We start from the raw sequence: 14,144 nt of genomic DNA, 5'->3' as shown, positions 1-14,144 counted from the left end.
GAAACCCCATGAGCCAAAGCTCGATGATTGAAATTTTTATGTACCAGGTGGGGCAGCTGTTTTTGCTGCCGGTGCTGGCCCTGGTGGCCCTGTTGTTTGTGTATGCGCTCTACGTGCTGGGCTCGTTCACGGTGCAGGCTTTGCAACGTCGCAATCCTGCCAAATTGGGGGGCTATCCCTTGATGCGTTACGTCGAAAGCCGCCCCGAAGCCACCGAAGACGAGTTGGACCTGTTTGCCCACAAGCTACTGGAGCCCGAGCGCCTGGCCAGCCGCATCGCGCCCATGCTGGGCTTGGTGGGCACCATGATTCCCATGGGGCCGGCACTCAAGTCCGTGTCAGATGGCAATTTGGCCCAGGTCTCTGGCAGCCTGACGGTGGCGTTCTCCGCGGTGATTCTGGCGTTGATCGCGGCCAGCATTACCTACTGGGTAGCCAATGTGCGCCGCCGCTGGTTGGCCGAAGAGTTGGTGTCTCTGCAGCAAAGGAAAATCCTATGAGCCTGAAGTTGCTGCACGAACCCGAGAACGACGATCCCATCCTCTCGGTCGTCAACATCATTGATATCTTTCTGGTCATCATCGCGGCGCTGCTAATTACCGTGGCGCAAAACCCGATGCTCAATGCTCTCAGCAAGCAGGACGTGACGGTGATCACCGATGCTGGCAAGCCCACCATGGAGATGATGGTCAAAAAAGGCGAGAGGATCGAACGCTACAAGTCCAGCGGCCAGATCGGGCAGGGCGAGGGCGCCAAGGCCGGGACGGCTTACCGCATGAAGGACGGCGGCATCGTCTACGTGCCGGAATAGCCGCTTAATAGTGAAATTGGCACCTAGCGCACGTAGATGTTGCGCGAGCAGCTATCAATATCATAGCGGTTTAGCGCGGGGATGGGCCAGATCAATACACCAGCCGCTCCGGATGGATTTCCTGCAGGATGGTAGTCGCGATCTCTTCGATGGATTTGGTGGTAGTCGATAGCCAGCGGATGCCGGTGCGCCGCATCATGGCTTCGGCCTCGCTGACTTCCATGCGGCAGTTCTCGAGCGAGGCGTATTTCGAGTTGGGTCGCCGTTCATTGCGGATCTCGCTCAGGCGTTCGGGCTGGATGGTCAAGCCGAAAATCTTGCCTTTGTGTGGCACCAGCGCAGGGGGCAGCTGGCGGCGCTCAAAGTCTTCTGGAATCAGTGGGTAGTTGGACGCCTTCAACCCGTACTGCATGGCCAGGTAGAGCGAGGTAGGCGTCTTGCCACTGCGGCTCACCCCCACCAGAATCACGTCGCTTTGCTCCAGATCGCGGTTGCTCTGACCGTCGTCGTGCGCCAATGAGAAATTGATCGCCTCAATGCGGTCTTGGTACTCCTTGCTCTTGCTGGCATCACTGAACCGGCCGATGCGATGGTTGGACTTCAAGCCCAGCTCTTGCTCCAGCGGGTGTACGAACATGCCGAACATGTCGAGCAACATGCCTTGGCAGCCTTCTTGGATGACTCTCAGCACATCCATGTTCACCAAAGTCGTAAACACAATCGGCTTGTTGCCGTCGACCACGCCTGTATGGTTGATCTGCCGGACCGCTTGGTGCGCTTTGTCCACCGTATCGACAAAGGGCAGGCGCACATGCCGTGCCTTGGTCTCAAATTGGGCCAGGATCGCATTGCCGAATGTTTCAGCGGTAATGCCGGTGCCGTCAGAAATAAAGAATACGGTGCGTTGGGGCATATAGAGGTCGTTGGTGGTGTCAGTCAGATGCAAGGGCATGGCGGGGTTTCGTAATCGGGTTACACGATGTGCCCACCTACAATGATTGCAATTTAGCGCATTTAGGTACCGGTTACGTTTCCCATAACAGCAACAACAGGAAAGTGACAGGTCGCGCGACCCGCCCAAGGCCTGGCCGGCGGGTCAAAGAAAGGTTTTAACTTCTGGAGCATCCTATGTCTGAACTTTTCAATGCGACCGACCTGGTCGTGCCTTTTGAGCGCTTGCGCATGACGGACGTCGAGTCCGTAGGCGGCAAAAACGCCAGTCTGGGGGAGATGATTTCCCAGCTTCCGCAAGGCGTCCGGGTCCCAACGGGCTTTGCCACGACTGCCCACGCATTCCGCCAATTCTTGGCCCACGACGGCCTGGCCGACAAGATCAGCGCCAGGCTGAAGACACTGGACACCGAAGACGTGCGCGCTTTGGCAGTCGTCGGAGCCGAAATCCGTTCCTTGGTTGAAGCTCAGCCTTTCCCTGCAGATTTAGAGCAAGCGATTCGCGAGGCCTTTGTGACGCTGTCTGCGGGCAATGACCAAGCCAGCTTTGCGGTGCGCTCGTCCGCCACTGCTGAAGACTTGCCCGACGCCTCTTTCGCCGGTCAGCAAGAGACCTTCTTGAACGTGGTCGGCATCGAAGATGTGCTCCATAAAATGAAAGAGGTGTTCGCTTCTCTGTACAACGACCGCGCGATCAGCTACCGCGTCCATAAGGGATTTGCCCACGATGTAGTGGCCTTGAGTGCCGGTGTGCAGCGCATGGTGCGCTCAGACTTGGGAGCGGCTGGTGTGATGTTCACCATCGACACGGAATCCGGCTTCGACCAAGTGGTGTTCATTACCTCTAGCTACGGCTTGGGTGAGACCGTGGTGCAGGGCGCTGTGAACCCTGACGAGTTCTATGTGCACAAGCCCATGCTCAAAGCGGGTAACCGTGCTGTCATTCGTCGCAATTTGGGCTCCAAACTATTGCAAATGGTGTTCACCAGTGCCGAAGAGAAGGCAGCTGGCGGTAAGTTGGTCAAGACGACCGATGTACCCACCGAACTGCGCAATCGCTACTCCTTAACAGATGCGGATGTGGAGCAGTTGGCCAAATACGCCTTGGTGATTGAAGAGCATTACGGCCGTCCGATGGATATCGAATGGGGCAAAGACGGTATTGACGGCCATTTGTACATCCTGCAGGCGCGCCCTGAAACCGTGAAAAGCCAGGCCGGCACCGCTGCGGAGTACCGCTACAAGCTTAAAGGTAAAGGCAATGTGGCGGCCGAAGGCCGTGCCATTGGTCAAAAGATTGGCACCGGACCGGTGCGCATCGTGCACAACATCAGCGAAATGGATCGCGTCCAGGCGGGCGACGTACTCGTTACCGACATGACGGACCCCAATTGGGAGCCGGTGATGAAGCGCGCCAGCGCGATTGTGACCAACCGGGGTGGTCGTACCTGCCACGCCGCCATCATTGCGCGTGAGTTGGGCATCCCCGCCGTGGTGGGTTGCGGCAACGCCACCGACCTTCTCAAAGAGGGGATGCTGGTCACCGTAAGCTGTGCAGAGGGTGATACCGGCTTTATCTACGATGGACTGCTGGAGACAGAAATCTCTGAAGTACGGCGCGGTGTGATGCCGGAAATTCCGGTGAAGATCATGATGAACGTGGGCAACCCTCAATTGGCTTTCGACTTTTGCCAGTTGCCTAACGAAGGCGTGGGCCTGGCGCGGTTGGAGTTCATCATCAACAACAACATCGGAGTGCACCCCAAAGCCATTCTGGACTACCCGAATGTAGATGCCGATCTGAAAAAGGCAGTGGAATCCGTGGCGCGTGGACATGCATCGCCCCGCGCGTTCTACGTGGACCGGGTGGCAGAAGGGGTAGCCACTATTGCAGCAGCGTTCTGGCCCAAGCCGGTGATCGTGCGTTTGAGCGACTTCAAGAGCAACGAGTACCGCAAGCTGATTGGTGGCAGCCGCTACGAGCCCGAAGAAGAGAACCCGATGCTCGGCTTCCGTGGCGCTGCGCGCTATGTCAGTACCGAGTTTGGCGAAGCCTTTGCCATGGAGTGTGAAGCCCTTAAAAGGGTTCGCAATGAAATGGGGCTCACCAATGTGCAAGTGATGGTGCCTTTTGTGCGTACTCTGGGCCAAGCCAAGCGGGTCACCGAACTGCTGGGGCGCCACGGGCTGCGTCGGGGCGAGGTCGATCTCAAGCTCATCATGATGTGCGAGATTCCGAGCAATGCCATTCTGGCGGACCAGTTCCTGGAGTACTTCGACGGTTTCTCCATCGGTTCCAACGATCTGACTCAGCTTTCCTTGGGGTTGGATCGCGATTCCGGCCTTGAATTGTTGGCGGCTGACTTCGATGAGCGCGACCCCGCTGTCAAGGCTCTCATCACGATGGCGATCGACGCCTGCAAACGCCAAGGTAAGTATGTGGGCATCTGCGGTCAAGGGCCCAGTGACCACCCTGACTTCGCCAAGTGGCTGGAGCAACAGGGGATTTCGTCTATCTCCTTAAACCCAGACTCGGTGATCGCCACCTGGCAGCAACTCGCGGTTTGATGCTCGACACGACGACCCAGCGCAATTGGCACCTGCACGCAGTGCTGCTTGCGCTGTGGTTTGTCTTTTCTTTCGGCATCGTTTTTTCCGCCCGGGACCTGAGCGGTACGTTTTTTTCGTGGCCGCTTGCTTACTGGCTGACTGCCCAAGGGGCATTGTTGGTATTCATTGCGATCGTGTTGGTCTTTGCCTTGGTGGCCAACCGGCGTTCGCCCGAAGTCTTTCAGTTCGACCCTGCTGAATATGGCTCTTACACCGCATCGTTGCGCAGGCGGTTCTTTGGTTTTGTGTTCGGTTTGTTGTTGTTTTTGGTGGCTTTGGGTGTGGCAGAGCAGTACGGCTTGCCCAAGGCGTGGGTTGCCGGCATTTTTCTGTCCGTCACCTTGGTGCTCTATGCGGTGATTGGCGTGTTTGCGCGCACCGCTGACGCCAACGAGTATTACGTGGCCGGGCGCCGCATTCCCGGCGTTTACAACGGCATGGCCACAGCGGCAGACTGGATGAGTGCTGCCTCGTTCATCAGCTTGGCGGGTGGTTTGTATACCCAGGGTTTTAGCGGTTCCGGGTCTCAGCCCGGCGGCTTGGCTTATGTGCTGGGGTGGACTGGGGGCTTTTGTCTGGTCGCCTTATTGGTAGCACCTTATTTGCGCAGCATGAATTTGTATACCGTTCCTGACTATTTTCGGGTGCGGTTTGGTGGACATTGGCCTCGCCGGATTGCTGCGTGGTCTGCCGTGCTGTGCTCTTTCACCTATGTGGTGGCGCAGCTGTATGGAGTGGGTTTGATTACCTCCCGCCTGACGGGTGTGCATTTCGAAATTGGGATCCTCTTGGCGTTGGGCGGTGTGCTGGTATGTTCCTTTTTGGGTGGCATGCGTGCGGTGACATGGACCCAGGTCACGCAGTATGTCGTGGTCATACTGGCTTTTCTGATTCCGGTGTCATGGCTCTCCTACCAGCAGACCGGCAATCCTTTGGCGCCACTGGCCTACGGGCAGCAACTGGGGAAAATTACCCAGATGGAGCAGGCCTTTGCGGTGTCTCCCCAAGAGCAAGATGTGATCGCCATCTATGCGCGGCGCGCAGAAGAGTTCAAGCGCAAGTTGGTGGATGTAGAGTCTTCGCTCGCGATGGAGCGCGAGGAATTGCGCCGACAGTTGCGGATCCTTGGCGACAGCAAGGCGCCGGATGCTCAGGTTCAGGCGGCGCGCAAGGCATTGGCTTCGCTGCCCAAAGATGTGAATGCAGCCCGTGAGCTGTGGACCAAAAACTGGCTCGAAAATACCGAAAAAGCCAAAGCACTGGGTGGCATGGCGCCGCAGACGCGGCCCTTTGCGGGGGATCCGGAGGGGTCTGCATCGGAACAGGCGGAGTTTTCGACGTCGCGCGCCAACTTTCTGGCTTTGATGTTTTGTCTGATGGTGGGTACCGCCGGTTTGCCTCATCTCTTGACCCGGTACTACACCACTCCGGGCGTTGCACAAGCCAGGCGCTCCGTGGCTTGGTCTCTCATTTTCATTACCCTGTTGTATTTGTCTGCACCTGCTTTGGCTGTTTTGGTGAAGTACGAAGTGATGGCAAATTTGGTCGGGCAGCCGTTTGATGCGCTTCCCGCCTGGATGCTGCAGTGGTCGCGTGATCCCAACTTGCTATCGTTCAGCGACGTGAATGCGGATGGCGTTTTGCAATTTGCCGAGTTGCGGGTCGGTGCGGATTTGGTGATGTTGGCGTCTCCAGATATTGGCGGTTTGCCATATGTGGTGTCTGTGTTGGTGGCAGCCGGTGGCTTAGCAGCGGCGCTCTCCACCGCTGACGGTTTGCTGCTCACCATCGGCAACGCGCTGGCCCACGATGTTTATTTTGAAGGCAATAGCAACAAGGCCGAAGCCATGCGTCGGGTGATGCTGTCCAAGTTCGCGCTCTTGGTGGTGGCGCTGATGGCTGCCTATGCCGCTGCGCAGCGACCCGCGGGCATCTTGTATCTCGTGTCCGCCTCGTTTTCATTGGCAGGCGCTGCATTCGTGCCAGCCATGGTGCTGGGTATTTTTTGGAAACGCATGACCAGGGCAGGCGCGGTCGCTGGCATGTTGGCAGGCTTGGGCACCACGGTGGGTTACTTGGTGCTGAACTTTCTGGTATTGCGGCAATGGTTTGGTTTTTCGGAAGAGCATTTGTGGTTTGGGATACAGCCCGTCTCTGCCGGTGTTTTTGGAGTGCCGGTAGGGCTGCTGATGTCTATTTTGGTCAGCTTGTTGACAGCGCCCGACTCTGCCGAAGATCGCAATTTGTCACCCCCCCTTGGGTTAGGCTATAATCATTAGCTTCGCCTTGCTGCACCCTGTCTAGACGCCGGGGGCAGCTTTCATAGCCGACACGAGAGTGCCGGAAAACCCAGATGCTGGGAAATCCTCAAGGAGTATCAATGCGTCATTACGAAATCATCCTCATGATCCATCCGGATCAGAGCGAACAAGTTCCTGCAATGCTGGAGCGTTACAAGGGCATGATCACTGCTGGCGGTGGCAAGGTGCACCGTGTTGAAGATTGGGGCCGTCGTCAGATGGTTTACCTGATCAACAAGCTGGCCAAGGCTCACTACCTGTGCGTCAACATCGAAGCTGACCAAGCTGTGATGTCTGAACTCGAACACGCGTTCAAGTTCAACGACGCCGTGTTGCGTCACCTGACAGTGTCCAAGAAGAAAGCCGAAACCGGTCCTTCTTCCATGATGAAGACTGTCGAGCGCGAAGACGCACGCAAGGCCCAGCAGGCCGAGTACCAAGCCTAATTGAGCGGGTTTACGAACCTTTTCCTTGAAGGAGTGCAGGCGAATTCATTGGTTTTAAGTGCTGGTATCGCAGAGTTCGAAACGATGCGCTACACACCGTCAGGCCTCCCGGCCCTGAATCTACGGCTCGAACACGAGTCTCAGGTTTCAGAAGCTGGATCTGTACGAACCGTGAAGCTTGTGATGAAAGCGGTGGCCTTCGGCACGCTGGCTGAACGGCTTGCAAAGCAAGCAGTCGGCAGTGTGTGGCAGTTCACTGGATTCATGGCAAATGCACGCCAAGGAAAGTCAGTCGTTTTCCACATTCAAGAATTTTTGCAAAATTAATTTTTAGGAGTCCATCATGCCCGGACCAAAACGTTTCAATAAAGACAAGCGCCCCAAGCGCAACACGCAATCGTTGTTGTTCAAGCGCAAGCGCTTCTGCCGCTTCACCGTCACTGGCGTCGAAGAGATCGACTACAAAGACATCGACACATTGCGTGATTTCATTGCTGAAAACGGCAAGATCATCCCCGCACGCCTGACAGGCACCCGCGCTATTTTCCAGCGCCAACTGAACACCGCTATCAAGCGCGCTCGCTTCCTGGCGATGCTGCCTTACAGCGACCAGCACAAGATCTAAGGAGTCCCGACCATGCAAATCATTCTGCTCGACAAGGTCGTGAACCTCGGCAACCTGGGCGAAATCGTCAAGGTGAAAGATGGCTACGCTCGTAACTTCTTGATCCCATCCGGCCGTGCACGCCGTGCTACCGAATCTGCCAAGGCAGAATTCGAAGCCAAGCGCGCTGAGTTGGAAAAGGCAGCAGCAGCTAAGCTGGCTGAGTGCCAAGCTTTGGGCGAAAAGCTCGGTGGTACTACCATCAAGCTGACTCAAAAGGCTGGTGTGGATGGCCGTTTGTTTGGTTCCGTCACCAACTATGACATCGCTGAAGAATTGGTGAAAACCGGTTACAAGGTGGCTAAGTCTCAAGTGCGTATGCCCAACGGTCCTATCAAGGTCGTGAGCGACAGCACTGTGAGCGTTGCTCTGCACACTGACGTGGTGGTAGATATCACCGTGTCCGTGTACGGCGAAACTGCTTAATCAGTATTGTCCGTGCAGCCTGCTCGCAGGCTGAACACCTACAAAAGCCGCCAGGGTCCGCCCTTGCGGCTTTTGTATTTGGGGACCGGGTTTATCCCTTGGTTTACACAGTTTTTCCACAGCTTGCCCCCAGCTTCTCACTCGACGCGGTGCCCGCTGCGCCGTAGGATGAAGAGCTCATAGGAAACCACATGTCTGCTGTACCGTTCGCTACCGAAGGATTTGAATCCGATCGCCAGATTGCCCAGCTCAGGGTGCCCCCGCATTCGATTGAGGGGGAGTCCAGCGTGATCGGTGGCCTACTTCTCGATAACGAAGCTTGGGACCGGGTGAGCGACATCCTGATGGATGCAGACTTTTACCGCCACGAGCACCGTCTTATCTACGCTTCTATTGGTGTGTTGATCAACGGCAATAAGGCGGCTGACGTCATTACCGTTTTTGAGCATCTGCAGAACCAGGGCAAGGCAGAGGAGGTGGGGGGGCTCACCTATCTGAACTCGCTGGCCCAGTACGTGCCAAGTGCGAGCAACATCCGCCGCTATGCGGAAATCGTGCGCGATCGTTCGATCTTGCGCAAACTTGTCAGCGCCAGTGATGAGATCGCGACCAACGCATTCAATCCTAAAGGGCGTCCGGTCTCTGAAATCGTTGACGAGTCTGAGCAAAAGATCTTCAACATCGGCGAAGCCGGCAAGCGCAACAAGCAGGGCTTCCAGTCCATGGACAATCTGGTCGTCAACCTGCTCGATCGTGTGCAGGAGATGGCGGACAACCCGAATGACGTAACCGGCGTGCCCACGGGCTTCATCGACTTTGACCGCATGACAGCTGGTTTGCAGGCCGGTGATCTGATCGTGTTGGCGGCGCGTCCCTCCATGGGTAAAACCGCCTTGGCCATCAACATTGCCGAGCACGTCGCCTTGAATGAAGGCTTGCCGGTTGCCATCTTCTCGATGGAAATGGGCGCCGCCCAATTGGCGGTGCGTATCGTCGGCTCTATCGGTCGCGTGGACCAAGGCCATTTACGTACCGGTAAGCTCACCGACGAAGAGTGGCCCCGTTTGTCGGAGGCGATCGAGAAGCTGCGGACTATTTCCTTGCACATCGATGAGAGCGCGGGCCTGAACTCCAGTGAGGTGCGTGCGAATGCCCGTCGTTTGGCGCGGCAGTGTGGGCAGCTCGGCCTGATCGTGGTGGACTATTTGCAGCTGATGAGCGGTAGCGGTGGCGATGGTGAAAACCGCGCGACCGAGCTGGGTGAAATTTCCCGGGGCTTGAAGATGCTGGCCCGTGAGCTGAAGTGCCCTGTGATTGCGCTCTCTCAGCTGAATCGCTCGGTGGAGCAGCGGCCTGACAAGCGCCCCATGATGAGTGACTTGCGTGAATCCGGCGCTATTGAGCAGGATGCGGACATCATCATGTTTATTTACCGCGACGAGTACTACACCAAGGATCAATGCAAAGAGCCCGGTGTGGCAGAAGTCATTATTGCCAAGCAGCGTAACGGCCCGACCGGCACCGTCAAACTCGCCTTCATGAACCGCTTCACCAAGTTCGAGAACTTGGCCCATAGCGGTGGTGACGATTACTGAGCTTTAGCGATGGACATAGAAAAAGGGCTGGAAGCCAAATCGGCTTCCAGCCCCTTTTACATCTGCGTGAATAGCTACTATTTTTATAGCACTTCGCTGGCGAAGTCAGCGAGGCGGGAGCGCTCACCGCGCGCAAGGGTGATATGTCCGCCGTGTGGCCAGCCCTTGAACTTGTCGACGGCAAACGTCAGGCCGGAAGAGCCTTCAGTCAGGTAAGGCGTGTCGATCTGCGCGAGGTTACCCATGCAGATGATTTTGGTTCCCGGCCCTGCGCGGGTGATCAGCGTTTTCATTTGCTTGGGTGTCAGGTTCTGGGCCTCGTCGATGATCACGTACTTGTTCAAGAAAGTGCGGCCCCGCATGAAGTTCATGCTCTTGATCTTGACCCGGCTGCGGATCAGCTCGTTGGTCGCCGCGCGGCCCCATTCGCCGGCATTGGTATCGGTCTTGCCCAGCACTTCGAGGTTGTCATCCAAGGCGCCCATCCAGGGACCCATCTTTTCTTCCTCAGTGCCAGGCAGGAAGCCGATATCTTCGCCCACGCTCACCGTGGCGCGGGTCACGATGATCTCGGTATACCGGCGATCGTCCAACACCTGCGTCAAGCCCGCTGCCAGTGCCATCAGTGTTTTACCGGTGCCGGCCGTGCCGGTCAGGGTCACAAAGTCCACTTCAGGATCGGTCAGCAAGTTCATCGCAAAATTTTGCTCACGATTGCGGGTGGTCACTCCCCACACCGCATTTTTCAGGTGGTTGAAGTCCTTGAGTGTCTTCAGCACCGCAGTGGTCCCGCGGATCTCTGTCACACGAGCGTAAAGGCTGGGTTCGCCGGGCGACTCGAAATACACAAACTGATTGATCAGCATGCTGGGCACAGACGGACCGTCCACCTTGTAGAAGGTGTGTGGGCCTTGCTGCCAGCTTTCCACGCTCTGGCCATGGGTGGCCCAGAAGTCAGAGGGCAGGGCGAGCGATCCGGAATACAGCAAGTCGCCGTCTTCCAGGGTTTTATCGTTCTGGTAGTCGTCGGTGGCCAAGCCCAGAGCGCGCGCCTTGACGCGCATGTTGATGTCTTTGGAGACCAACACCACTTCGCGGGGCGCGTAGTGCTGGCGCAGGGCCTCCACCACACCCAGAATCTGGTTGTCTGCTTTGCCTTGGGGCAAGCTGGTGGGCAGTGTGTAGTTCAGGGGCTGCGTTTGAAACATCAGCTTGCCGTTGGCATCTTTGTGCCCGGTGCTGTCGAGCAAGAAGCCGGCAGTAATGTCTGCGCCCGGTGCGCCTGCCAGCGTGTCCAGTGTGCGGCTGGTCTGGCGGGCATTGCGGGCGACCTCTGTCATCCCCTTTTTATGGCCGTCCAGCTCTTCAAGCACGATCATGGGCAGGTAGATGTCGTGCTCTTCGAACCGGAACAAGCACATGGGGTCGTGCAACAACACATTGGTGTCCAGCACAAACAGTTTTTTCGGGCCGCTGGTTTTGGCACGTTTGCTGCGTTTGGTGTCCGGCGCTGCGGTAGTCGCAGCAGCAGCCACAGGTGCTGCGACTGGTAGGGGCTTAGCGCTCGGTCTGGGCACGTTTGCGGCCGTAGGGGCCATAACCGGGCTATGGGTCAAGGCCGCAGATTGGGTGGAGCGCTTGGATTCCCGTTCAGTGCTGCGCTTGACTGCGACGGCGCTTACAGGTTCGGCGATAACTTCTGTCGGAGCCTTGCGGGCTGCGCGGGGTTTGGCACGCGCGGGAGCCTCAAAGTCTTTGGCGGTCAATCGATCAGCACGCTTGGACGGGGCAGTGGGCAGTGGCATGGAGTGGATTCGCAGAAGTTGGGAGTGAAAAAAACGATGCCGAAAAAGCGAAAAAGCCGCCTTGAGCCAAGGCGGCTTTTTGTGTGATCGCGGTTGCAAGCTTCAACGGCATGCGAACCATTATGCATGAGCCCCGTGACGCCAATCGGCAACGGCTGCATCAAAACAACAAGGGGATCAGGCGGCTTTTTTGAGAACCTTGACGGCTTTCAACACGTCGTCGACATGCCCCGGAACTTTCAGGCCACGCCACTCTTCTTTTACTAGGCCATCCGCGCCGATCAGGAATGTGCTGCGCTCAATGCCTTTGACCTTTTTGCCGTACATGATCTTGTTTTTGACCACGCCGAACATGTGGCACATTTTTTCTTCAGTATCAGCAATCAGCTCAAAAGGCAGCTCGAGCTTGGCCTTGAATTCGTCGTGGGACTTCATATTGTCGCGAGAAACACCGAACACTTCAGCGCCCGCTTTCACGAAATCTTTGTACTTGTCCCTGAATTGCATAGCTTCGGTCGTGCAACCAGGTGTATTGTCTTTCGGGTAAAAGTACAGGACCATGGTTTTCCCGACATGGGTGGTGTTGGTCACCTTGATGCCGCCGGTAGCGTTGGCTTCGAATTCGGGAAGGGGTTTGTTGACAACAATCGCCATATGGAATTTCAATCTCGGTGTGTTGACCGGCTAGCCGGACATGTCAGTCATAGGGGAGAGCGTCGAACGTGACAGCAATTCTTCGCTCTGGACCGCAACCCGCTATTTTACTCTGAAATGCCCCCACCAAGCATCGGGCGGTGAGTTGCTTTCTCAGACCATGAGGGCCGCCACGACCTTGCGGCCTTCGCCCGACAGAAAGTTGTAGGTGCGGCAGGCAGCCTGGGTGTCCATGGTTTCTATGCCGATGCGGGCGCTGTAGAGGGGCGATACCCATTTCGGGTGCGGAAACCGGATCTTGCTGCCGCTCCCGAAGAGAACCAATTCCGGCGCGAGCGCAGCCAATTCTTGAAAAAGCTCTTCCGTCAGGTCTTCAAACCGGGTGCAGGCCCATGGTCGGCAGATGCCTTGGCTGCTCACGATGATGCTGCTGTGGTGCTTTTCGCCGTTGACCTCCACCCAATCAAGGCCGTAGCCGGTAATGGAAGGGCCTTGTGTTGCGTCGGGGATGAATTTCATGGGGAGGGTGATACCGGAAGATGCAAGCGGAGTGCCTGCCGAACTGTGGTCAAATTATAGGTTTCGCCCCGTGCTGACACCTCCCGGAGGGACTTTGAAAACCATTCAGAAATCTGCCAAGCTGGCCAACGTGCTCTACGACATCCGCGGTCCCATCATGGACGCGGCGCGTCAAATGGAGGACGAGGGCCAGAAGATCATCAAGCTCAATCTGGGCAACTTGGCGGTGTTCGGTTTTGATGCCCCTGAGGAAATCCAGCAGGACATGATCCGCAACCTGCCCAACTCGGCAGGTTACTCCGACAGCAAAGGCATTTTTGCGGCCCGCAAAGCGGTAATGCACGAGACCCAGAAGCAGGGTATTGCCGGCGTTACTCTCGACGATATTTATCTGGGCAACGGTGCCAGTGAGTTGATCACCATGGCCACCAACGCCCTGCTGGACAACGGCGACGAGTTGCTGTTGCCCATGCCTGATTACCCCTTGTGGACCGCAGCCACCAGCCTGTCTGGCGGTACCCCGGTGCATTACCTGTGCGATGAGAACAATGGCTGGATGCCTGATTTGGACGACATCCGCGCCAAGATCACACCGCGCACCAAGGGCATTGTGGTCATCAACCCCAACAACCCGACCGGCGTGTTGTATTCCACCGAGCTGCTACAAGGCATCATCGAAATCGCCCGCCAGCACGGCTTGGTGATTCTGGCGGACGAGGTGTACGACAAAGTGCTGTACGACGGCATCCAGCACACGGCCCTGGCCAGCTTGTCGACTGATGTGTTGACTCTCACCTTCAACTCCCTGTCCAAAAGCTATCGCTCCTGCGGTTACCGCGCGGGCTGGCTGGTGGTGTCGGGCAACAAGAAGTCCGCGGTTGATTACATCGAGGGCCTCAACATGCTCTCGAACATGAAGCTGTGCTCCAACGTGCCCGGCCAGTGGGCTATCCAGACCGCCTTGGGCGGTTACCAGAGCATCAACGATCTGGTGTGCGAAGGCGGGCGTTTGCGCCGCCAGCGCGACCTGGCCTTTGAGCTGATTACCGCAATCCCCGGCGTGACCTGTGTGAAGCCGCAGGCTGCGCTGTACATGTTCCCCAAGCTGGACCCCAAGGTGTACCCCATCTCGGATGACCGGCAATTTTTCCTGGAGCTGCTCCGCGAGACCCGCGTCATGCTGGTGCAGGGAACCGGCTTTAACTGGCACGCGCCCGACCACTTCCGCATCGTGTTCCTCCCCCATGAGGACGATCTGCGTGAAGCCATCGGCCGCATTGCCAAGTTCCTTGAGAGCTATCGCAAGCGCAACGGGAACTGACTCACTCCGATTTTGATAGCTGCCCGCGCACTGTTTGCAAGG

General features: G+C 57.0%; 14 protein-coding genes. 10 read left to right on the top strand and 4 right to left on the bottom strand.

The window, feature by feature from the left end:
- Nucleotides 1-8 precede the first annotated feature (8 nt).
- Together U5L73_RS12435 and U5L73_RS12430 are read left to right on the top strand one after the other, a co-directional pair.
- Nucleotides 9-500, top strand: coding sequence for a MotA/TolQ/ExbB proton channel family protein (locus tag U5L73_RS12435; RefSeq protein ID WP_322562650.1), 492 nt, complete (start codon nucleotides 9-11; stop codon nucleotides 498-500).
- A 2-nt stretch (nucleotides 501-502) separates the two neighbouring features.
- Nucleotides 503-811, top strand: a complete 309-nt coding sequence (locus U5L73_RS12430; RefSeq protein WP_322563507.1) for a DUF2149 domain-containing protein — start codon at nucleotides 503-505, stop codon at nucleotides 809-811.
- 91 nt (nucleotides 812-902) lie between these two features.
- On the opposite strand, the gene U5L73_RS12425 is transcribed toward U5L73_RS12430, so the two are convergent.
- Nucleotides 903-1,724 carry a pyruvate, water dikinase regulatory protein gene (locus tag U5L73_RS12425; RefSeq protein WP_322563506.1) on the bottom strand — a complete coding sequence of 274 codons (822 nt, stop codon included), beginning with the start codon at nucleotides 1,722-1,724 and terminating at the stop codon, nucleotides 903-905.
- 215 nt (nucleotides 1,725-1,939) lie between these two features.
- Between U5L73_RS12425 and ppsA the strand changes: the two genes are divergently transcribed.
- From ppsA to dnaB, 7 genes are all read left to right on the top strand, one after another.
- A complete protein-coding gene (ppsA, locus tag U5L73_RS12420; protein WP_322562649.1) occupies nucleotides 1,940-4,330 on the top strand; it encodes a phosphoenolpyruvate synthase in 2,391 nt (796 codons plus the stop codon).
- Nucleotides 4,330-6,651, top strand: a complete 2,322-nt coding sequence (locus U5L73_RS12415; protein WP_322562648.1) for a VC_2705 family sodium/solute symporter — start codon at nucleotides 4,330-4,332, stop codon at nucleotides 6,649-6,651. Before ppsA ends, U5L73_RS12415 begins: the two co-directional genes overlap by 1 nt.
- A gap of 101 nt (nucleotides 6,652-6,752) precedes the next feature.
- Nucleotides 6,753-7,118, top strand: a complete 366-nt coding sequence (gene rpsF / locus U5L73_RS12410) for a 30S ribosomal protein S6 (RefSeq protein WP_296507481.1) — start codon at nucleotides 6,753-6,755, stop codon at nucleotides 7,116-7,118.
- Between the two features lie 33 nt (nucleotides 7,119-7,151).
- Nucleotides 7,152-7,445 carry a primosomal replication protein N gene (priB, locus tag U5L73_RS12405; RefSeq protein ID WP_322562647.1) on the top strand — a complete coding sequence of 98 codons (294 nt, stop codon included), beginning with the start codon at nucleotides 7,152-7,154 and terminating at the stop codon, nucleotides 7,443-7,445.
- Between the two features lie 16 nt (nucleotides 7,446-7,461).
- The gene (gene rpsR / locus U5L73_RS12400) at nucleotides 7,462-7,743 is read left to right on the top strand and encodes a 30S ribosomal protein S18 (RefSeq protein ID WP_029708819.1); all 282 of its coding nucleotides are present in this window, start codon (nucleotides 7,462-7,464) and stop codon (nucleotides 7,741-7,743) included.
- A gap of 12 nt (nucleotides 7,744-7,755) precedes the next feature.
- On the top strand, nucleotides 7,756-8,208 hold the full coding sequence (rplI, locus tag U5L73_RS12395; RefSeq protein ID WP_313873267.1) for a 50S ribosomal protein L9: 453 nt from the start codon (nucleotides 7,756-7,758) through the stop codon (nucleotides 8,206-8,208).
- Nucleotides 8,209-8,399: 191 nt separating this feature from the next.
- Entirely contained in the window at nucleotides 8,400-9,803 is a 1,404-nt protein-coding gene (gene dnaB / locus U5L73_RS12390; RefSeq protein ID WP_322562646.1) for a replicative DNA helicase, read from the top strand.
- Between the two features lie 83 nt (nucleotides 9,804-9,886).
- Here the strand turns inward: dnaB and U5L73_RS12385 are convergent, their stop codons facing one another.
- From U5L73_RS12385 to U5L73_RS12375, 3 genes are all read right to left on the bottom strand, one after another.
- Nucleotides 9,887-11,608 carry a PhoH family protein gene (locus U5L73_RS12385; protein WP_322562645.1) on the bottom strand — a complete coding sequence of 574 codons (1,722 nt, stop codon included), beginning with the start codon at nucleotides 11,606-11,608 and terminating at the stop codon, nucleotides 9,887-9,889.
- 177 nt (nucleotides 11,609-11,785) lie between these two features.
- Nucleotides 11,786-12,262: a peroxiredoxin gene (locus U5L73_RS12380; RefSeq protein ID WP_313873264.1), complete on the bottom strand. Its 477-nt coding sequence runs from the start codon at nucleotides 12,260-12,262 to the stop codon at nucleotides 11,786-11,788.
- Between the two features lie 153 nt (nucleotides 12,263-12,415).
- The gene (locus tag U5L73_RS12375) at nucleotides 12,416-12,781 is read right to left on the bottom strand and encodes an Mth938-like domain-containing protein (protein ID WP_322562644.1); all 366 of its coding nucleotides are present in this window, start codon (nucleotides 12,779-12,781) and stop codon (nucleotides 12,416-12,418) included.
- Between the two features lie 94 nt (nucleotides 12,782-12,875).
- Between U5L73_RS12375 and U5L73_RS12370 the strand changes: the two genes are divergently transcribed.
- The gene (locus tag U5L73_RS12370; protein WP_322562643.1) at nucleotides 12,876-14,102 is read left to right on the top strand and encodes a pyridoxal phosphate-dependent aminotransferase; all 1,227 of its coding nucleotides are present in this window, start codon (nucleotides 12,876-12,878) and stop codon (nucleotides 14,100-14,102) included.
- The last annotated feature ends 42 nt before the right edge of the window (nucleotides 14,103-14,144 follow it).

The organism is Rhodoferax sp. (assembly GCF_034520025.1).
In the GTDB taxonomy this organism is placed as follows: domain Bacteria; phylum Pseudomonadota; class Gammaproteobacteria; order Burkholderiales; family Burkholderiaceae_C; genus Allorhodoferax.
Note: the sequence above shows the minus strand (reverse complement) of the source record. Positions and strands in the feature narration are given on the sequence as shown.

What these genes read in the sequence shown, in the direction of transcription:
- U5L73_RS12380 (WP_313873264.1), bottom strand. Translation starts at nt 12,262, where the DNA reads ATGGCGATTGTTGTCAACAAACCCCTTCCCGAATTCGAAGCCAACGCT.
- U5L73_RS12435 (WP_322562650.1), top strand. Translation starts at nt 9, where the DNA reads ATGAGCCAAAGCTCGATGATTGAAATTTTTATGTACCAGGTGGGGCAG.
- rplI (WP_313873267.1), top strand. Translation starts at nt 7,756, where the DNA reads ATGCAAATCATTCTGCTCGACAAGGTCGTGAACCTCGGCAACCTGGGC.
- U5L73_RS12425 (WP_322563506.1), bottom strand. Translation starts at nt 1,724, where the DNA reads ATGCCCCAACGCACCGTATTCTTTATTTCTGACGGCACCGGCATTACC.
- dnaB (WP_322562646.1), top strand. Translation starts at nt 8,400, where the DNA reads ATGTCTGCTGTACCGTTCGCTACCGAAGGATTTGAATCCGATCGCCAG.
- U5L73_RS12375 (WP_322562644.1), bottom strand. Translation starts at nt 12,781, where the DNA reads ATGAAATTCATCCCCGACGCAACACAAGGCCCTTCCATTACCGGCTAC.
- ppsA (WP_322562649.1), top strand. Translation starts at nt 1,940, where the DNA reads ATGTCTGAACTTTTCAATGCGACCGACCTGGTCGTGCCTTTTGAGCGC.
- U5L73_RS12385 (WP_322562645.1), bottom strand. Translation starts at nt 11,608, where the DNA reads ATGCCACTGCCCACTGCCCCGTCCAAGCGTGCTGATCGATTGACCGCC.
- U5L73_RS12415 (WP_322562648.1), top strand. Translation starts at nt 4,330, where the DNA reads ATGCTCGACACGACGACCCAGCGCAATTGGCACCTGCACGCAGTGCTG.
- rpsR (WP_029708819.1), top strand. Translation starts at nt 7,462, where the DNA reads ATGCCCGGACCAAAACGTTTCAATAAAGACAAGCGCCCCAAGCGCAAC.
- rpsF (WP_296507481.1), top strand. Translation starts at nt 6,753, where the DNA reads ATGCGTCATTACGAAATCATCCTCATGATCCATCCGGATCAGAGCGAA.